The organism is Chryseolinea sp. T2 (assembly GCF_037203685.1).
Taxonomy (GTDB): Bacteria; Bacteroidota; Bacteroidia; order Cytophagales; family Cyclobacteriaceae; genus Chryseolinea.
This window is the reverse complement of sequence record NZ_JBBCAU010000001.1, coordinates 277,408-297,061: the sequence shown is the minus strand read 5'-3', so window position 1 is coordinate 297,061 and position 19,654 is coordinate 277,408. Positions and strand designations below refer to the sequence as shown.

General features: G+C 47.5%; 20 protein-coding genes. 12 read left to right on the top strand and 8 right to left on the bottom strand.

Annotated elements, in window-relative coordinates; translation table 11 throughout:
* Window positions 1-70: 70 nt before the first annotated feature.
* Entirely contained in the window at window positions 71-1,030 is a 960-nt protein-coding gene (locus WBG78_RS01230) for a hypothetical protein (RefSeq protein WP_337324537.1), read from the top strand.
* Window positions 1,031-1,185: 155 nt separating this feature from the next.
* On the opposite strand, the gene WBG78_RS01225 is transcribed toward WBG78_RS01230, so the two are convergent.
* From WBG78_RS01225 to WBG78_RS01215, 3 genes are read right to left on the bottom strand one after another with little or no spacing between them, the layout of a single operon-like run.
* A complete protein-coding gene (locus WBG78_RS01225; RefSeq protein WP_337324536.1) occupies window positions 1,186-2,529 on the bottom strand; it encodes an MATE family efflux transporter in 1,344 nt (447 codons plus the stop codon).
* Window positions 2,530-2,588: 59 nt separating this feature from the next.
* Entirely contained in the window at window positions 2,589-2,999 is a 411-nt protein-coding gene (locus WBG78_RS01220) for a DUF6691 family protein (RefSeq protein ID WP_337324535.1), read from the bottom strand.
* A complete protein-coding gene (locus WBG78_RS01215) occupies window positions 2,996-3,541 on the bottom strand; it encodes a YeeE/YedE family protein (protein WP_337325278.1) in 546 nt (181 codons plus the stop codon). The genes WBG78_RS01220 and WBG78_RS01215 overlap by 4 nt, the downstream gene beginning before the upstream one ends.
* Before the next feature lie 113 nt (window positions 3,542-3,654).
* Between WBG78_RS01215 and proC the strand changes: the two genes are divergently transcribed.
* From proC to WBG78_RS01190, 5 genes are all read left to right on the top strand, one after another.
* Entirely contained in the window at window positions 3,655-4,452 is a 798-nt protein-coding gene (gene proC, locus WBG78_RS01210; RefSeq protein WP_337324534.1) for a pyrroline-5-carboxylate reductase, read from the top strand.
* Window positions 4,453-4,491: 39 nt separating this feature from the next.
* Window positions 4,492-5,805, top strand: coding sequence for a sensor histidine kinase (locus tag WBG78_RS01205; RefSeq protein WP_337324533.1), 1,314 nt, complete (start codon window positions 4,492-4,494; stop codon window positions 5,803-5,805).
* Window positions 5,806-5,970: 165 nt separating this feature from the next.
* Window positions 5,971-6,339, top strand: coding sequence for a response regulator (locus WBG78_RS01200; RefSeq protein ID WP_337324532.1), 369 nt, complete (start codon window positions 5,971-5,973; stop codon window positions 6,337-6,339).
* A gap of 177 nt (window positions 6,340-6,516) precedes the next feature.
* Complete coding sequence (locus WBG78_RS01195) at window positions 6,517-7,782, top strand: replication-associated recombination protein A (RefSeq protein ID WP_337325277.1); 1,266 nt, start codon at window positions 6,517-6,519, stop codon at window positions 7,780-7,782.
* Between the two features lie 54 nt (window positions 7,783-7,836).
* A complete protein-coding gene (locus WBG78_RS01190; protein ID WP_337324531.1) occupies window positions 7,837-9,921 on the top strand; it encodes a VWA domain-containing protein in 2,085 nt (694 codons plus the stop codon).
* 145 nt (window positions 9,922-10,066) lie between these two features.
* On the opposite strand, the gene WBG78_RS01185 is transcribed toward WBG78_RS01190, so the two are convergent.
* The 4 genes from WBG78_RS01185 to WBG78_RS01170 all read right to left on the bottom strand — a co-directional run bounded on the left by WBG78_RS01185 (window position 10,067) and on the right by WBG78_RS01170 (window position 14,283).
* Window positions 10,067-10,237 carry a hypothetical protein gene (locus WBG78_RS01185; protein ID WP_337324530.1) on the bottom strand — a complete coding sequence of 57 codons (171 nt, stop codon included), beginning with the start codon at window positions 10,235-10,237 and terminating at the stop codon, window positions 10,067-10,069.
* Window positions 10,238-10,370: 133 nt separating this feature from the next.
* A complete protein-coding gene (locus WBG78_RS01180; protein WP_337324529.1) occupies window positions 10,371-12,911 on the bottom strand; it encodes an ATP-dependent Clp protease ATP-binding subunit in 2,541 nt (846 codons plus the stop codon).
* A gap of 100 nt (window positions 12,912-13,011) precedes the next feature.
* On the bottom strand, window positions 13,012-13,650 hold the full coding sequence (locus tag WBG78_RS01175; protein WP_337324528.1) for a WbqC family protein: 639 nt from the start codon (window positions 13,648-13,650) through the stop codon (window positions 13,012-13,014).
* A gap of 3 nt (window positions 13,651-13,653) precedes the next feature.
* A complete protein-coding gene (locus WBG78_RS01170) occupies window positions 13,654-14,283 on the bottom strand; it encodes an L-threonylcarbamoyladenylate synthase (RefSeq protein ID WP_337324527.1) in 630 nt (209 codons plus the stop codon).
* 80 nt (window positions 14,284-14,363) lie between these two features.
* On the opposite strand from WBG78_RS01170, the gene mltG reads away from it, so the two are divergent.
* From mltG to WBG78_RS01155, 3 genes are read left to right on the top strand one after another with little or no spacing between them, the layout of a single operon-like run.
* Window positions 14,364-15,422 carry an endolytic transglycosylase MltG gene (gene mltG / locus WBG78_RS01165; RefSeq protein WP_337324526.1) on the top strand — a complete coding sequence of 353 codons (1,059 nt, stop codon included), beginning with the start codon at window positions 14,364-14,366 and terminating at the stop codon, window positions 15,420-15,422.
* Window position 15,423: 1 nt separating this feature from the next.
* Entirely contained in the window at window positions 15,424-15,831 is a 408-nt protein-coding gene (locus WBG78_RS01160) for an acyl-CoA thioesterase (RefSeq protein ID WP_337324525.1), read from the top strand.
* Window positions 15,828-16,826, top strand: a complete 999-nt coding sequence (locus tag WBG78_RS01155; protein WP_337324524.1) for a YihY/virulence factor BrkB family protein — start codon at window positions 15,828-15,830, stop codon at window positions 16,824-16,826. The genes WBG78_RS01160 and WBG78_RS01155 overlap by 4 nt, the downstream gene beginning before the upstream one ends.
* Before the next feature lie 33 nt (window positions 16,827-16,859).
* Here the strand turns inward: WBG78_RS01155 and WBG78_RS01150 are convergent, their stop codons facing one another.
* Window positions 16,860-17,333, bottom strand: coding sequence for an LEA type 2 family protein (locus tag WBG78_RS01150; protein ID WP_337324523.1), 474 nt, complete (start codon window positions 17,331-17,333; stop codon window positions 16,860-16,862).
* Window positions 17,334-17,382: 49 nt separating this feature from the next.
* Here WBG78_RS01150 and WBG78_RS01145 point away from each other — a divergent pair, with 49 nt between their 5' ends.
* The 3 genes from WBG78_RS01145 (at window position 17,383) to WBG78_RS01135 (ending at window position 19,570) form a co-directional block, all read left to right on the top strand.
* Window positions 17,383-17,994, top strand: coding sequence for a 2OG-Fe(II) oxygenase (locus WBG78_RS01145; protein WP_337324522.1), 612 nt, complete (start codon window positions 17,383-17,385; stop codon window positions 17,992-17,994).
* A 71-nt stretch (window positions 17,995-18,065) separates the two neighbouring features.
* Window positions 18,066-18,536: a DinB family protein gene (locus WBG78_RS01140; RefSeq protein ID WP_337324521.1), complete on the top strand. Its 471-nt coding sequence runs from the start codon at window positions 18,066-18,068 to the stop codon at window positions 18,534-18,536.
* Between the two features lie 221 nt (window positions 18,537-18,757).
* Window positions 18,758-19,570 carry a hypothetical protein gene (locus WBG78_RS01135; RefSeq protein WP_337324520.1) on the top strand — a complete coding sequence of 271 codons (813 nt, stop codon included), beginning with the start codon at window positions 18,758-18,760 and terminating at the stop codon, window positions 19,568-19,570.
* Window positions 19,571-19,654: the final 84 nt, after the last annotated feature.

Sequence of the window (19,654 nt, the reverse complement as noted above, 5' to 3'; positions counted from 1 at the left end):
AACATGAAATTTATTGATGTTCAATCTATCCAGGCACAGACATTGTACATTCATCCCAAAATCTACCAGCATGATGAGGACATTTCTTTTATACTGCAATTTCGCGCTACTGTTACTGATGTCATCTTGCAGCGGCAATAACAACAGCATCACTGAGGATGGGTCATCCATCAAAACAGACGAGGTAAAAGCGCAGAAAGAGACAGACAGTCTGGGCCACTTTTCGAAAGGCAAAGAGCTGGGATTGTTAAAAAGCAAAAAACTGGAGGAGGTGTCCGGCCTGGCAGCAAGTGTCGCGAACCCTGGCATGCTCTGGACGCACAACGATAGTGGTAACGCGGCCGAAGTATATTTGATAGATCAGAACACTAGCATAAAAATGACCTGTGTGCTGCAAGGAGCAAACAACCGCGACTGGGAAGATATTGCCATTGGACCGGGCCCTGAACCTGGCAAGCAGTATATCTACGTTGGAGACATCGGTGATAACCTGGCCACCCACCTGCATAAATTCATCTATCGCTTTGAAGAGCCAGTCTACAGCGCAGATGCGGAAAAGAAAAAGACGATCATCACAAAGGTTGATAAGATTTCATTCTCCCTATCAGATGAACGACGTGATTCTGAGGCTTTCTTCATCGATCCAAAAACGCGCGATATCTATGTTATTTCCAAATGGAAGAGTCCGGTTGATTTATATCAGCTGAAGTACACAGAATCGAAGGGCTATCCCGACGTTGCCCAACATATCGGCACATTACCAATCTCAACGGTTGTGGCATCCGACTTTAGTCGCGATGGTACCGAACTGCTGGTAAAAACTTACAGCAAGGTATTCTATTTTAAAAGATCCGGCGACATGACTGTACAATCAATGCTTAAGCAGCGCAAGGTGGAGTTACCTTATAAACAGGAACCTCAGGGCGAGGCCATAGCCTGGTCCACCGATGGAAAAGGATATTATACATTGAGTGAACAACAAAAGAACGAAGATGTGCACCTGCTGTATTATGAACGTGAATCTAATTGACGCATCGGCGTCCAGGTTCTTTCTCACAATCCTTCATAATTCTGCGTACTCTGCACATTCGCTAAGACGAAGCAATTCGCGCATATTGAAATGAGAAAGAGAACAAGTTTGAATTCCGATCTGACGATAACATGCTGAAGAAAGTCATCGATGCTTCAAATAACCTTATTCCGCCACTTTCCGGATTTCATGTAAAGATATGCCATCGAGAACATACTGATCCAGTACACCCACTCCGACATCCATCCTACCGTCACCGAAAGCCTGTAATGCTCCAGTACTGTGTACACATAGATTGAATAGATAACGACCGTGATAAACTCTATTGTAAGATTGATCACTGTGTTGCCTGTTCCCGTTACGGCATTCAGCCATACCGTTGAAAACGACATCATAATCAACGCGACCGAAACAACTCGCACAATTGGTATGGCTTCAGCAATAAACTCATCCCCCTGACTATACATCGAGAAAAACCATTCGGGCCACAGGTTCAACGCAACGCAAAGGATAATACTCAAAGTAATACTTACCCTGATGATCCGGTGAATCAATGGAATCACTTCTTCCTGTCGCCCCTGGCCAATGATGTTACTAACCATGGAGTTCGTCGTCGATGCAAACGCCCACGAGAACACACCGAATATTCCAAAGATGTTTCGCATCGTATTTGAAACGGCCAGTGCCCTCGATCCATGATGCTCAACCAGAATGTAAAAGAACTCCCAGCTCACGATACTGATACAGTATTGCAGGATCAATGGCGATGATTGTACAAGTATCAACCTGATCTGATCACCGCTTACAGGCGTCCGGTCTTCCTGGAAGAATCCAAATGCGCGGTGTAAGCCACGTAAATGAATTACCGCATAGATTACCAGCAACCCGGTGCCTTCAGCAATGATCGAAGCATACGCCGCACCATTGAACCCCAATTGTGGGAATCCAAAGTGACCATAGATCAGAGTATAATCCAGAAATATGTTAGTCAGGGCTTCCGCCAACGTACCCCATACAAGCAATCGCGTCTGGTTCGTACCCACCAACAAGGCGTTGCGCATAACATAGAGGTAAAGCAGTGGCAATCCCCATATGCGTATCAGGAGGAAGTCTATACATTGACGGGCAATGACCTGATCATGTATCACCGTACGCAAAACATAAGGTGCGAGGATGTACGTGACGGCAATGCCGATAACAGCGATCCCCAACGCAACCCAGATACCATTGACAAACAACTTTCCTATTTCCTTAGGCAGGTTCTGACCAGCACGTCTGGAGATTAAGGCCTGCATGCCATTGTTCAGACCGTTCCCTATGACAGCGAAAATCAGATAGTAAACTCCGGTTATTCCCGCGCTCGCAAGCTCAGTCTCACCCAGCCCTCCAAGAAAAATGTTGTTAGTAATGAAATTGATCTGAGGCACAAGCAATGCCAGGGAGATTGGCAATGCCATCCCCAGTATCTGTTTGTAGCCAGTGTCAAGTCTTAAATCCATACCTGGTGAACATCCCAACGGATAGGGCAAGCGCAGGTTGCCCTTTTTCAAAATAGCAATCAATGCGGCAGATAAGGATCAACCTTTGCGAATACCCATGTGCCTGCCAGGGCCGAAACAAACGTCACTATTGTCACACTGTAACCTGCTCCAATTAGGGCGTAAAGCGGGCCAGGACATGCGCCCGTAAGTGCCCATCCAAATCCGAATATCAAGCCTCCGAGAATTATCCCTTTGTGATACTTCTTCTTTGGAATAATCACCGTCTCTCCGTCCAATGTTTTCAATCCGAACTTCCTTATGATCCAGATGCCAAGTGCACCAACAGGAACGGCTGTCATAAATATGCCATACATGTGAAACGACTGGAAGTAGAACATCTCCTGAATGCGATACCATGAAACGGCTTCACCTTTCGTCAGCGCCAGGCCAAAAGCAATACCGAAAATAAGATAGAGTATATTTCTCATAGCGCGAGTACATATGGAAGAACATAGTGAGACACGATGATGCCGCCAACAAAAAAGCAGATCGTTGCAATCAGGGAAGGCCACTGCAGCGAAGCCAGTCCCATAATGCCATGGCCCGATGTACAACCCTGCGCATATCGCGTTCCGAAACCAATGAGGAAACCTCCTACTACAATCACGATGAATCCCCTGAGAGTTGTAAGCGAATGCCAGTTGAACAAATCCGCTGGGATTAATTCCTTGTCATAAGAAAGGCTTGTAAACGTGTTCATAACATCGCCTGATAGCGCAACACCTTCCGGATTCTTAAACACATAGCCACCTAGGAAACCACCAATCAAAATGCCACCGGCAAAGAAGAGATTCCATTTCTCCTTCTTCCAGTCGTATTGAAGAAATGGAATGCCCGCAGGCACACAAGCAGCACAAACCTGCCGAAGCGTTGATGAGATGCCGAGCTTCTTATTTCCCGCAAGCAAAAGTGCCGGTACTGCCAGACCTATGATCACTCCGGCAACATACCAGGGCCAGGGTTTATACATTAATTCCACTGTCGTTCTTTTTAAGGCTTGAAAGATAAAGTTAATTTTTATTACGTCTTTTGTCGGGTGATACAACAGGTCCCCCACCTGAAGCATTTATAACCATAAAGACCATGACATCAACCAGGATCGCCATACTCGGAGGAGGAAATTTGGGAGCAGCAATTGCCGAAGGACTTATCAAAAGCAGGTTCATTGCACCAGAACAATTAATCGTCACGCGCCGAAATGTTGCAGCGTTGTCGTCGCTTGAACAACAAGGTGTTCGTGTTACAAGCGATAACCGACAGGCTGTACGCGATAGCGATGTCGTTATTGTGGCTCTCAAACCGTACAACGTCCGGGAGGTGCTTGTAGGTCTTGCCGATCTGTTTGAAGCACGAAAGCACTTAATAATCAGCGTCGTAACGGGCGTTTTCCTTAAGGACCTGCTGGGTATCGTTAGCAATGGCGTTCCCATTTTCCGTGCAATGCCCAACACTGCCATCGCTATCCAGGAGTCTGTTACCTGCCTGTGCCATGCCGGCGGGACTGATGAACAGGTAAAGCTCGTGACTTCACTCTTTGATCAACTGGGTATTACGGTTGCTATCGATGAGAAACTGATGGATGCAGCAACGGTACTGGGTGCCTGCGGAATTGCCTATGCACTTCGGTTTATTCGCGCCTCGACGCAGGGCGGGATTGAGATCGGCTTCGATGCCAAAACGGCAAATCTCATTGCCGCTCAGACCGTAAAAGGAGCTGCGGAACTATTGCTGAAGCTCGGAAGACATCCCGAGGAGGAGATCGACAAAGTGACCACTCCCAAGGGCTGCACTATTGCCGGCTTGAACGAGATGGAACATCAGGGTTTCAGCTCTTCACTTATAAAAGGCGTGATAACCTCGTACGAAAAGATCGGCAAATAGTCGAATTGACTATCTTGAGACAGGTTACACCCTGTTGCGATGAGAGGCTTAAGGGAATATTTCATTGGAGCGAATCTTCGTTCCGAACCTGACGTACTTCGCCGGGCCAGCATTGTACTGGTCTATAACATCATGCTGGTCTCGATGTCTACGATGGTGGTCTTTTTCTTCGTATACATTTTCGAAGGCCACTACAGACAGCTCATTAAGACCTTCATTGTAATGAGCCTGTTCGCCAGCGCCCTGTTTTATTTTAAAGCCAGGGGATCGATCGCTATTGTTTGTAATATCCTGTTGCTCATTTCCTGGTCGAATAACATAATCAACATCTATCTATTCGGTGAGTTTAACTTCTTCATCGCACTGCTCAGCTGCGCGAATATCCTCTTTGCCTTCCATACGCTCGGCAACCGGCCAGGTCTCATCTATGCTGCTGCCCATTTCATCCCAATACTCGTACACGAAATGGGAAAGTATTTCGGATGGAACATTTACAACCCAACTCCCCGCCAACTTCCCTTCACCGAAGAATTGACTGCCCTTGTACTGGTCTTCTTCGTAATAGTATATCTGATCTACCATTACCATCAGGCCTACGAACTGGCGAAAGCCGGCCTTCACCAAACCGTTAAGGACCTTCGGGTGGCGAAAGACATGGCGGAGGAAATGAATCGTCTGAAAACAAACTTCCTCTCCAATATGTCACACGAGATCAGAACACCGATCAATGGCATTCTTGGTTTGAGTCAGGTTATCGATATGGAGACCGACAGCACGGACATCAAATCATATGTTAAACTTCAACAACAAAGCGGACAGCGTTTGTTGAATACCATTACCAGCATTCTTGACCTCTCAAGGCTGGAGGCGAAACACAGCCAATTGTCGCTGAAGCAAATTGATGTTTCAAAACTTACACTCGAGTGCATACATTCACTCGGATTGCTCGCGCGTCAAAAAGAACTCACGTTTACGTATCATCCCGCAGACGAACCGTTGCTTTGTCTCGCCGACGAGACCATGCTCTATCAGGTGATCAACAACATAGTCGGTAACGCTATTAAGTTCACCGAAAAGGGCAGCGTTGAAGTTTCCACTTCGTCCCTGAGCAACGTAAGCGCCGTCATCTCCGTTCGTGACACAGGCATCGGAATCTCCGATGAGTTTCTTCCGCGGATCTTCAATTCTTTCGAGCAGGAAAGTTCAGGACGAAGCAGAAGTCACGAAGGATCGGGTCTCGGACTGTCTATATCAAAAAAATATATTGAATTGCTCGGAGGAGAGATCACCATTCAATCAGAGAAGGACAAAGGAAGTACGTTCGAAATCGTCCTGCCATTACATCAACCTTAACATTCGGTTCACTATCCGAACCGTTGAAGAGGTACTTTTCTGTCTGCAGACCATTAATTGCATTTGCCAGTCCTTTTCTTGTCATGCAATTGTTGTGTGACTATTATTGTATAACCTGACCTGTGCGCTCGGGCGTGAATAATCGAACGAATAGAGATAATGACGATGAAAAATATCCTCTACGTTGAAGACGATGCAATCAATGCTCTGGTGATGACCAAGCTGCTCAAGAGCGTGTTCAATGTTGCCCACGTTTTTGACGGAGAAACCTGCATGCACCATGTCGAAGAAAAGCCGTTCGATGCCATATTGATGGACATTAATCTCGGGAAGGGCAAGATGGATGGCGTTCAAACGCTGCACAAACTGAGAGCAATTCCCCGCCTCAATGCCATGCCGGTCATCGCCGTAACTTCCTACGCACTTCCGGAAGACCGCGAGCGATTCCTTCAGGAAGGTTTCGACGCGTACATGTCGAAACCGGTCGACCGCGCGGAATTGATAGCGCTCCTCGCAAGAGTCCTTAGTCTTTAGAATTTAGTCCTGAGTATTTAGTCCTGAGTCCTGAGTGGGTCTTCAGTATTTATAGTATTGGAGTTAACGCTTAAGAACTCAAGTACTTTACAACTAAGGACAACTAAGGACTAAAGACTCAGGACTCAGGACTAAATACTTTTCCTTAATTTAACCTCTTCAAACGAGGGGTATATGATGTTGGAATCGACTCTGCCATTGGCAGAACGAATGCGGCCAACGCGGCTGGACGAACTAGTGGGGCAGGAACACCTCACAGGACCTAACGGCGTTATCCGGAAGGCCATTCAGTATGGTAACATACCCTCTATGATTTTGTGGGGACCTCCCGGTGTGGGAAAGACTACCATAGCCAACATCATTGCCAACGAAGCCAACAAACCCTTCTATATCTTAACTGCCATCAATGCTGGTGTTAAGGACATTCGCGATGTGATCGACAAAGCCAGAGCTGGTGCACGCGCTATCCTCTTCATTGATGAAATTCATCGATTCAATAAGGGCCAGCAGGATGCGCTACTCGGAGCAGTCGAGAAGGGAATCATCACATTAATAGGTGCAACCACCGAAAACCCTTCGTTCGAAGTCAATGCCGCTTTGCTAAGCCGGAGTCAGGTATATGTTCTGAAAGCATTGGGTGAGCCGGAGCTTTTGAAACTCGTGAATCATGCATTGACTCATGATAACGAACTAAAGAAAAGAAACATTCAGGTAAAAGAGCACACCGCTCTTTTCAACATACCGGGTGGTGATGGACGCAAACTGCTAAATCTGGTTGAACTCATTGCCAATGCCGTGAATGGCGACATTGAAATTACAGATAAGCTGGTGATGGAGGTCGCGCAAAAGCATATCGCTATCTATGATAAAAGCGGAGAACAGCATTACGATATCATCTCGGCATTCATCAAATCGATCCGGGGCAGCGATCCAAATGCCGCAGTCTATTACCTGGCCCGAATGATAGAAGGAGGGGAGGATGTCAAATTTATAGCGCGTCGGATGGTGATCCTTGCCTCTGAGGACATCGGCAACGCTAACCCTACTGCCTTGGTCATGGCAACAACTACGTTTCAGGCAGTTACCATGATTGGCTATCCCGAAGCGCGCATCATCCTCTCCCAATGCGCGGTATATCTGGCGACCTCTCCGAAAAGTAATGCCAGCTACATGGCAATAGAAGGTGCCCTTCAGGCCGTTAATACTTCTGGCGACCTCCCGGTTCCTTTGGCAATCCGGAACGCGCCTACCAAACTCATGAAAAACCTCAACTACGGCAAAGACTACCAGTACGCACACAGTCACGAAGGAAACTTTGCGAACATGGAATTCCTCCCTGATGCCCTGAAAGGCACAAAATTCTATGATCCCGGTCAGAATGCGCGGGAGGAGGAACTGCGAAAATTCCTCCGGTCACGCTGGAAAGACAAGTACGGATATTGAGTCTCGCGTATGACGAACATTTCATAAATTACTTCCAACAAAAACCAGTGGCGTTTGAATCAGCAGCGGATCATATTTGACTCCCCCTCAGGATATATCATCCTCTGTGTGGTGATTGCAGCGGGTATCGCTTATCTGCTATATCGCGGGTCCCATCCATGGAGCGACATGTGGAATAAAATACTGCTCGCCGCACGATTCATTTTGCTATTCTTCCTAACCTTCCTCCTGCTCGGACCGATCGTTAAACAAATCACTAACATCTTTGAAAAACCGGTGTTTGTGCTGATGTACGATAACTCGGCCTCTATACGGCAGACAACAGATACCACTACGCGCGTTCAGCTGGAGCAGAAGATCAACGGTCTTTCTGAAACACTCACCGAGGCGGGCTATGATGTTAAGATCTCCGACCTGCAGGGCGCAGCAGTTACTCAGCCGCAATTCAGAGGTTCATATTCTGATCTCGGGGGCGCCCTCAAAAGAATCTCAAGCCAGTACGAAAGCAGCCAGATCGGTGGAGTGCTGCTGGCTTCCGATGGAATCTACAATGAAGGCGTATCACCACTATACAATGTTTACAACTATCCGGTATACACGCTCGGCGTCGGCGACACTACTCAACATCCTGACATTCTTATCCGCGACGTGGCCTATAATAAGATCGTTTATCAGGGAAACAAGTTTCCTGTCCGCGTCGAAGTATTGACCAGAAACCTTGCTGAAGTTCCCGTCAACGTATCCCTTATGCGCCGCGGTAAAGTGCTGGCACAACAAACAAAGAATGCCGCCGGCGATGCACTCTTGTCTTTCGATTTCCAACCACTTGCAGACGAGCAGGGAATGCAGAAGCTCGACATCAAAGTCGACGTAAAGCCGGATGAAGTGAACGTACAGAACAACAAGGCATCTGTGTTTGTTGAGGTCGTGGAGGGAAAGAAAAAGATCCTTGTCGTCGCTTCTTCGCCTCACCCCGACATCAAAGCGCTCCGGGAAGTGGTCGACAAGAATCCAAACTACGAATTCCTGCTGCACATTCCAGGTGTTGAAACGCTCACACCTCAGCAACTCGACCCCCAGCAAATTGACCTCGCTGTCTTTCACCAGGCGCCCGATACAAAAGGTAAAACGCGCGATCTGTTTCGGCAATTTGCCATTAGCAAGACGCCACTGTTTCTGATTGTCGGCTCTCAAACAGATCTCTCTCAGGTGGCGAAACAAAACATGCCCGTCGCCTTCGAGTCAGCCCCACGCGACTACGACGAAGTAATACCGGGTACTAATCCCGGCTTTTCGCAGTTCAGCATCTCCAGCGAATCCAACGCAATCATTCCAAACTATCCTCCGGTGTCCGTTCCCTTTGGGAAAATCAGAACACCAGGATCGGCCACGCCGGTTTTGTTTCAAAAGGTAGGCGCCGTATTAACAGAGAAGCCGCTCTTATACATCGACGATCAGGACCATCGTAAAATCGCCGTTATGCTGGGCGAAGGACTGTGGCGATGGAAACTAAACGAATACGACCGCTTCGAAAACTCCTCGGCCTTCGACGAAGTGTTCAGCAAGTTGATTCAGTATCTAAGCACCGGCGAAGACAAAAGGAAATTCAGATGCTATCCCGTAAAGCAGGAGTTTTCGGATACAGAGCCCGTTGTATTTGAAAGTCAGGTTTACAACGACATCTTCGAACCTGTATATGGAAATGTCATCAACATTGAACTAACCAGCGATACAGGTAAAAAGAGCCGCTACAACTACACCACGAGTGCTGGCAATACCCGTTATCAGATCGGAGGACTATCGGAAGGCGTATACCGCTATGCAGCAACCACAAAACTGGCCGGAAAGGATGAACGTGTAACCGGTGAGTTCGCTGTAATCGCTCGTCAGGCCGAACTGCAGAATCTCACTGCTGACTTCGACCTGCTTAAGAAAATCTCTTCCAATACCGGCGGACAATTCTATCCTCTATCGAAAGCCGACGAGCTGAAAACATCCCTTCAAACAAAGAAGGCGAAGAGCGTCATTCATTCAGAAGAATCGTATAGCTCCCTCGTTAATCTCAAGTGGGTGTTTTTCCTGCTGCTTGCCCTGGTAAGCCTGGAATGGTTCGCCCGAAAATTCTTCGGCAGCTATTGATGCATTTAGGAATTATTGTATTAGATCCCGGAGGGATCTTCTCTCTGTAGCACAAAAGCGATCGTTCAACAATCCGTGCGATCTGAAATTCGTTCAACGAAACACACACGCTCATCGCACGAAACGCACGCACGAATTTATAAGCTTAGGGAGATTCATTCTCCTGCGCTTCATTCGCTTCAATCTTATTCGCTGGATCATCTGCTGTCCTCGTATCTCCATGATAGAAATTATGCATCCCCAACATATAAGCGACAATGAGCGACCAGAGTTGCTTCTTTACCCACAGGAAGACCGATAGCAGACAACGTTTCATTCGGCGTAATTGGTAATTGAGGCTGTCAATCGGCAGGCCACAATTTTCTAACGTGTCAGTATGTCAGCTTGCTAAAAACAAAAACCCCGCCTTTTGAGCGGGGTTTCCAAACAGAACTAAACTAACTATCTTCTTAATCCTTTTTCTCCTTAGATGAGGTTTTTGCCTTCTTAACCTTCAGGGTAAGCGCATCACCTTTGCCATCGTACTCTGCAAGGATCGTAGCACCTTCCTCTACTTCGCCCTTCAGAATTTCTTCGGCGACGGGATCTTCCAGGTATTTCTGGATGGCCCGGTTCAAAGGACGTGCTCCGAATTGCTGATCGTATCCCTTTTCTGCGAGGAAGTCTTTCGCCTTATCCGTCAGCTCTACAGTGTAGCCTAACTGGATGATACGATCGAACAGCTTGCGCAGTGTGATGTCGATGATCTTGTGAATGTGCTCGCGCTGCAGTGAGTTGAACACGATCAGATCATCCAATCGGTTCAGAAATTCAGGGCTGAATGCACGCTTCAACGCATTCTGAATAGTGGTCTTCATGTGCTCCTCATCAGACTCGCGCTTAGCCGCCGATGCGAAACCAATTCCAGATCCGAAATCCTTCAGGTCACGCACGCCTATGTTCGAGGTCATAATGATGATCGTGTTACGGAAGTCAACGCGACGACCGAGACCATCAGTCAGGATACCATCATCCAACACCTGGAGCAGAATATTGAACACATCCGGGTGAGCCTTCTCGATTTCATCCAGCAACACCACAGAGTAAGGCTTACGTCTCACCTTCTCAGTGAGCTGTCCGCCTTCTTCGTATCCAACGTAGCCTGGAGGCGCTCCCACGAGACGAGACACAGAGAACTTCTCCATGTATTCACTCATGTCGATACGCACCAGTGCGTCATCCTTGTCAAACAGGTAGTTCGCGAGAACTTTGGCAAGTTCAGTCTTACCAACACCTGTAGGTCCTAGGAATATGAATGAACCAATAGGCTTCTTAGGATCCTTCAGACCAACCCGCGTACGCTGTATTGCCTTAGTAAGTTTCTTGATCGCCTCTTCCTGTCCGATAACTCTGCCGTTAAGCTCCTCAGCCATGTTAAGGAGCTTATTGCTTTCCTTCTGAGCGATTCGGTTCGTAGGAATGCCCGTCATCATACCAACTACATCAGCAACGTTCTCTTCGTTAACTGTGTACTTCTCTGTACGAGTCTTCTCTTCCCACTTTACCTTAGCGATCTCGAGCTGTTCGATCAGTTTCTTTTCACGATCGCGGAGTTGTGCAGCCTCCTCATACTTCTGGCTCTTCACAACGCGATTCTTTTCCTTCTTCACCTCTTCGATCGCTTCCTCGAACTTCACGATATCCTCTGGAACGTGAATGTTGTTGATGTGAACGCGGGCTCCGGCTTCATCGAGAACATCGATAGCCTTGTCTGGAAGGTACCGGTCGCTGATGTAGCGGTCTGATAACTTCACGCAGGCTTCGATCGCTTCCTTCGTATAGATCACATGGTGGTGATCTTCGTATTTCTCCTTGATGTTCTCAAGGATCTGAATTGTTTCTTCAGGAGTAGTTGAATCAACCATTACCATCTGGAAGCGACGTGCCAGGGCGCCGTCCTTCTCGATGTACTGGCGATACTCGTCAAGCGTGGTTGCACCAATGCATTGGATCTCTCCGCGGGCAAGGGCAGGCTTGAACATGTTGGATGCGTCTAGCGATCCCGATGCGCCACCAGCACCAACAATGGTGTGGAGCTCATCGATAAAGAGAATCACATCCTGCGACTTCTCGAGTTCATTCATTACCGCTTTCATTCTCTCCTCGAACTGTCCGCGGTACTTGGTACCGGCAACAAGTGAAGCGAGGTCAAGCGTAACCACGCGTTTGCCAAAGAGCACACGTGATACCTTCTTTTGAATGATGCGCAGTGCAAGACCTTCGGCAATTGCCGTCTTACCCACACCGGGCTCACCAATAAGAATCGGATTATTTTTCTTGCGTCGCGACAGGATCTGAGCTACACGCTCAATCTCCTTTTCACGACCAACGATGGGATCGAGTTTGTTGTCTTCGGCAAGACGGGTAAGGTCACGTCCAAAGTTGTCAAGCACTGGTGTGCGCGACTTCTCTGTGCCCTTCTTCTCTTTGCCTGATGCCCCGGAGCTTCCAGCACCGAAGATCTTCGAAGAATCGTCATCCTGATCGTCGGTATCCTGCGACGCCATAGGGCCTTCGTTTTGATATTCGAGCATCTCTTTTACGGTCTCGTAATTAACGTCAAACTTATTCAGGATCTGCGTGCCAAGGTTGTCCTGGTCGCGCAATATTGAGAGCAACAGGTGCTCCGTACCTATGAGCTGTGCCTTGAAGATCTTTGCTTCGAGATACGTTATCTTCAACACCTTCTCAGACGCCTTGGTCAATGGTATATTGGCCAGGTTCTTTATCTGATGTGTAGCTGTTCCCTTAGATATCTTTTCAATTTCGTTTCGAAGTTCATCCAGCGGTACGCCAAGTTTCTTCAATACACCAACGGCCACGCCTTCACCTTCACGGACCATACCTAATACCAGGTGTTCCGTTCCGATGTAATCGTGTCCAAGGCGCAACGCTTCCTCCCGACTAAGTGAGATAACTTCCTTGACCCGATTGGAAAATTTAGCTTCCATAAGAAGTTTTAAATGATGGTTAATGTAAATGTAAAGTTTTTTTCCCCTTCAACACTATTGAAATCTGAAGATTTAGCAGGAGTAAAACGTGTCTGGCGTATTATTTGTTCATTTCAGCCGACCATGAATTTTTAACAATTCTGGCGGCACCTGGCCCCACGCAAAAAATCAGATCAATAATACTTCCATTCTCTACAAACGAACTGCCAAATACCTGAGCATATGGTACAGGTGTAAAAATTCCGTTCACGGATGAAGGATTCTTGACGTCAATGGCATTTCGCAGGTCCAAAACACCGTTTTCAGCGACCTTCGAATATGACGCCGTCTCTTCGATGGTTGTCCCAAGTCGCAAAGCTTTAAGACACATTGACAGCAATTGCATATTCAAATCATACAAAAACGCCGGTTTTGAATAAAGTATCCGTTGCAGATCGTCCGCGTAATACTCGAAATACGGCGCCTTGCCATACGCAGATTGCATCGATCGCCAGTGATTGTTAACCCACTTCTGACTATAGTCAATCCTCATCTCCGCTATCATCGTCTTACCTGACCCGTGAACGACCGGGACCGTCAGCGACCTCTGGCCCGATGCATCTACAATCTGACATCGGTTGCGATATGATTGCTTAACATAATGCTCATGCCGCTCTATTGCTAACGTCTTCGCCCCACTCACAGCCGAAAAAAAAGCAACCGACGGCAGATACTGCGTCTCAACCAGGACCTTGTCCATTCATCATTCTATTTGTGATACGTCGCCAAGCCCTCTTCTTAGTACAACAAGTTCACTACCCGTACAGTCGATCACACTCGAGGGAACATTTCCTCCCGCACCACCGTCTATGACCAGGTCAACCTGATGTTTGAAATCTTCATAGATCTCTTCGGGATTAGTCGTGTACTCAAGTATAACATCATCATTCTTTATTGACGACGTAATCAAAGGATTACCTAACTGCCGAACGATCACTCGCGGAATTTCGTGATCCGGGATGCGGATGCCAACAGTCTTTTTGTTCACATCAAGGATCTTGGGAACCCGCGCCGACGACTCCAGAATAAAAGTATATGGCCCGGGCAATAGTTTCTTCAGCATCTTGAACACCGGTGTGTCAATTCGCCGTACGTATTCCGAAATATGACTTAGGTCGTTGCAAATGAACGAAAGGTCCAGTTTTTGAGGTTTGATGTCCAGAATATTACATAACCGCTGAACAGCCTTACGGTTCATGAGGTCGCAACCCACTCCGTAAATGGTGTCCGTCGGGTAAACCACGATCGCTCCTTCAGCCAATAACTTAACGACGTGAGCAATTTTGCGCGGTTCGGGATTCAGTGGATGAATTTTTAAAAATTCTGCCGGCATGCCGAAAGGTAATAATAGCTGGGCGGAACGCGCTCGTTAAACTAAACTGCTTTGACTATTTTAGCGTTCTACTCTTACATATGAAGTCGTATAAACGCCTGATATTGTTCCTGTTGGTCTCGATGCTCGGGATTTCGTTCTCCTTTTATGCATTCCAGATGGTGTACACACCAAATCTGCAGGTAGGCAAGGAAGCACGTATCCTTTTGATACCGGAAGGAGCAACATTCAAAGACCTTCAGAAGGAGTTACACGAAGGCAATTATGTTCAGGATCTGGTATCATTCAGTTTCCTTGCGAAACTGATGGGTTACAATGATCACATCAAACCTGGACGCTACGTCATCGAACAGGACATGAACAACATCCAGGCAATTCGCCTGCTGAGGTCCGGTAAACAGGATCCTGTAAACATCACATTTAATAATGTCCGACTCATCTCTGATCTGTCTGAAAAGATAACTCGCAACCTGAGCATGCCGCCCGCCGAATTCGAAGCCGCGCTAATCAAGTTTGCCATGAGCAATTCCGATGGCTTCACGAAAGACAACGTGATGGCTATGTTCATTCCAAATACTTACGAAGTATTTTACAACGTATCCCCTGATGCTCTGGTCGGGAAGATGCACGACGAATACAAGAAATTCTGGAACGCCGAAAGAACTGCCGAAGCTAAGAAGATCGGATTCACACCTCTCGAAGTTTCCGTTCTCGCTTCCGTAGTCCAGGCCGAATCCATTCGCCCCGATGAAGCACCCATAATTGCCGGACTCTATATTAATCGACTGCGCAAAGGAATTCCTCTGCAGGCAGACCCTACGTTGGTTTTTGCCGTCGGTGATTTCAGTCTCAAGCGGGTACTCAATGAACACAAAGCCATCGACTCGCCCTACAATACATATAAGTATGCCGGCCTGCCACCAGGTCCAATCAATCTTCCCGAAATACGATCGATTGACGCCGTGTTAAACTATTCCCCCAGCGACTACATATATATGTGTGCAAAAGAAGACTTCTCCGGCCGTCATAACTTTACCGCCGACTATCAGGTACACATGAACAATGCCATTCGCTATCAGCGGGCATTGACCATTGAACAGCGCAAAGGCGCCGCATTGAGACGCCAAGCCGGAAACTGACATGTATCAATCAGAAACACGCGTTCGCGTTCGCTACGGTGAAACAGATCAGATGGGATACGTGTACTATGGCATGTATGCCATGTATTATGAAGTCGGACGCGTGGAAAGTCTTCGACAGCTCGGCCTGACGTACCGGTCAATTGAAGAGATGGGTGTCATGATGCCCGTACTCGAAAACAAGTCGAGATATCTTGCGCCTGCGTTGTACGACGAGAACCTGCGTATTGTCACTACGTTGCGGGAGATGCCGAAGGTCAGGATCCGCTTCGAATACGAGATATACAACGAAGCTGGATCATTGCTCAACACGGGTGAAACATTGCTGGCGTTTGTGAACAAGGCGACGGGCCGACCCTGCCGACCCCCCGAAGTAATGACTTCTATATTGGAGCCGTTTTTTAAATGAAGTTCAAGCACAGAAGACTCGTATTCCAGTACAACCCGGGGATCAGACTGATTTCCTGGATGAAACGCATTCGCTTCTCTAACAATGAGAACGTCTCGCTGTACCGGATTGTGAAGATCTTCTTTCAGAACCTTAACGAAGATGAAATCCTGGATCGCGCAAATGGCGTGGCGTTCAACTTCATTCTCGCCATCTTCCCGACGATAATCGTGGTGTTTACCCTTGTGCCCTACATCACAACATTCTTCCCGGAGCTGAACACCGAGACGATCATGGAATTCATCGGCGATGCAATTCCGAAGAGCATGTACGAGGCAATGCGAACGATCATTGAAGAAATCCTCGAACGCAAGCAGGGAGGCCTGTTATCATTTGGTCTTATCTTCGCTTTGTATTTGTCGACGAACGGAATGATGGCGTTGATGCGGGCATTCAATGCCTGCTATCGAACCATAGACAGTCGCGGAGCCTTAAAAACAAGACTCATTGCCACAGCTCTTACACTCACAATGGCTGTCGCTTTGTTCCTTGCCGTCGTTCTGCTGATCGTCGGACAACTCACACTCGAATACATACTGGAACACCTTCCGGAATACAGCTGGCTCGACATCGATTCATTCACAATCTATCTGCTGTTTGCGTCCCGCTTCCTGGCAATATTCCTCGCCTTCTTTCTCTCCATCTCCTGCATCTACTACTTCGGCCCAGCCATTCACTACAACTGGAGATTCTTTTCCATGGGCTCGATCACGGCAACACTGCTGTGCCTCGCAGTGATGTATGGCTTCTCTTTCTACATCACAAACTTCGGTACGTATAACAAGGTATATGGCTCGATAGGAGCGCTCATTGCATTGATGATCTTAATTCAGCTGATCACCATTGTCTTGCTGATCGGATACGAGGTCAACATCAGTATTCACGATGCCATTCGCAAGCAGGCCCTCTGGAACTCGCGTATGCACCGCCTGCGCCGCACGGCACCAAATGCCTGAACCGGAAGGCTGACTTCTTCTTATGCTGAATGCCTAAAAGCGAACTCTGACTTCGTCTTTGTAGTTGATGGGAACACTGAAGGGCACGCCCTTGTAAGATAACTTTAACTTTCCTTCGTAACGCACTTCGAACTTCTTGCCTCCCAATACACCGAGAAGCGTGTCCATGAATCCTAACTCTTTAATATTGAGCTTCACTTCCAACGGTACCGTGAACTCTCCTTTCGCTGGAATTTTTGTGTGAAGCCTTTGATCAACGTGCGCTGCTTTTTTTCCATTCACATAAATCACCACATCGATCTTTTTCAATTTACCATGCATATCGTTTGGATTGAAAAAGACCGCATTGGCCCTTAGCATAGGATCAGTGTTGGCATCAACCACCACATCGCGAATATCCCTGAGAACAATGCGCTCCTTGGGCTTTTCACATGCGGAAAGCACAACACCAAAAACGGCAATCAACACAACCAAACCAATGTTCAGAGATCTCAATCTATTCATCATCTTATAACAGTCGTGGTAAGTATAGACATTCTATTTCTAAATTTGTTACATGGAACAGCACTTTGAGGCGATTGCCGACGGACTCGCGGATCGTGGGTTTGCAATCGTGAACCACTTCCTTACCCCCGCGGAAGTATCGGCCATTCTTCAGCTGGATTCTTTCACAAATCATGCCGCCTCCTTCAGGAAGGCCGCCATTGGAAAGAACCAGGAGAAGCAGATAAACGAAGCGGTCAGGGGTGACTATATACAATGGATCGATAAAAAAACGGCCTCACCGGAATTATTGGTCTATCTAGACAGGCTTCACGAACTGGCCTTATCCCTCAACCGAAGCCTGTTCCTGAGTTTGAAGGATGCCGAAATTCACATGACTGTGTATCCGACAGGAACCTTCTATAAACGTCACCTCGATCAGTTCCGTAAAGACGATCACAGGATCTTGTCTGTTATCTGCTACCTCAACGAAAACTGGACGGAGAACGACGGCGGGCAGCTAAGATTATACCTCGAAAAAGAAACTCTTGACGTGCAGCCCACAGCCGGTACGTTGGTTTGTTTTCGAAGCGATCAGCTTGAACATGAAGTACTTCCCGCGCGCCGGGAACGTTTGAGCCTTACCGGTTGGATGCTTGACCGATACGCCGACCTCACAGGGTGATTTATTGCCCTCCAGTGCGCTCACTTAATGAAAAGCGTGTAACTTCGGCCCCGATTTTATCCATCGTCTGCATGAAAAGGTATTTCCTCAAGCTGTATCAGTACAACGCCTGGTGTAATAAACGCGTATTGAAAGCGCTCACAACTCAGCAGGTCCACGATGAGAAAATACTCACTCTCGTAGGCCACATCGTTGCTGCACAATATCTCTGGCTATACCGGATAAAAGGATTACCGCCAGCACAGGTAAAGTTGTGGGGCGAATATTCGCTTGACCAATTGATTCGCATGGCCGAAGAAATCGGTGCCGAGTGGCTTGAGTTCATTGAAAAAACCGATGACTTCAACCGCGAGCTTACTTATCATAACTATACCGGCGATCCATATATAAATAACGTCGAGATGATCATGATTCACCTCGTCAATCACTCCAGCTACCATCGTGGCCAGATCGCTATGCAGCTTCGTCAAAAGGGATTCGAACCTGTAAATACAGATTTCATCACCTACGACCGCGTAATTACCGGCCAGCTCAGCGAGTAACCTCTATTGTCTTACTGATATTCCGTTGTCTTACTGATATTCCGTACCGCATGGCGTTGAACTGCACGACGGATAGACACGTCCATTTTTGTTTCCACATTCCTTGCTACAAGCGCGTTCAACGTCGAACTTTTTAGTTACTCAGCTGGCAACTCTTTTGTGATTCGTGCCGTCTTGGTCCAGACCCAGGTATTATCAGTTAAAGAACTGGGGTCTCCCATATGAAAAAATACTTGATTCGCTTGTCGGTGCTTGGAGTCATCGCGGCAATGATTCTTAATGCTTGTTCCAGCGACGATCCGGAGTCCGTAGACTGCAGCACATTGGCCGTTTCTATTCCCGATACCGGGAAGAAAAATCCAACCGACTGTGCTTCGACTGACGGCGGCATTACAGCATCAGCAACCGGAGGAAAAGAACAGTATCAATATTCCCTCAATGGCGGATCATTTCAGTCCAATCCAGAATTTGTGAATCTCAGTGCCGGCGAGTATACCGTAACCGTTAGAGATGCTAACAATTGTGAAGTTTCCTCTACCGCAGTTACACTCGCCGTGGCTGGCGTCACCGTCAACTTCACGGCCACATCCACCATTAGCGGATGTAAAGGCGGACAAGGCACTATTACTATAACTGCTACAGGAGGCTCCGGAAATTTCAGCTATCGCATAGGAAGCGGAAGCTTTGTAACGACAAATGTGTTTGACGCTCAAACTGCCGGAGAAAAATCAGTTACCGTAAAAGACAATGGAGATAACTGCACGATTACAAAAAGCGTTCGGGTGCTGACAGGTACAAGCTACAACGATGACATCAAGCCAATCATCGAAACATCATGCGCCGTCTCAGGCTGCCACGTTTCTGGTGGGGCTGCCCCCTTCGCACTTACAACCGTTAAGAGCGTTCAGGATCATGCAAGCTCAATCAAAACAGTAACGGCCAACGGCTCAATGCCCAAAGGAGGCCCTCCTCTTTCACAGGCAGAGAAAGATAAAATAGCTTGCTGGGTTGATGATGGAGCACCAAACAATTAATTAAGAATTAGGAGTTAAGAATTATGAATTAGCAGTCGGCTGAACGCCGGCGAGTTCACGACCGCAGGTCGTGCCCATCAACCT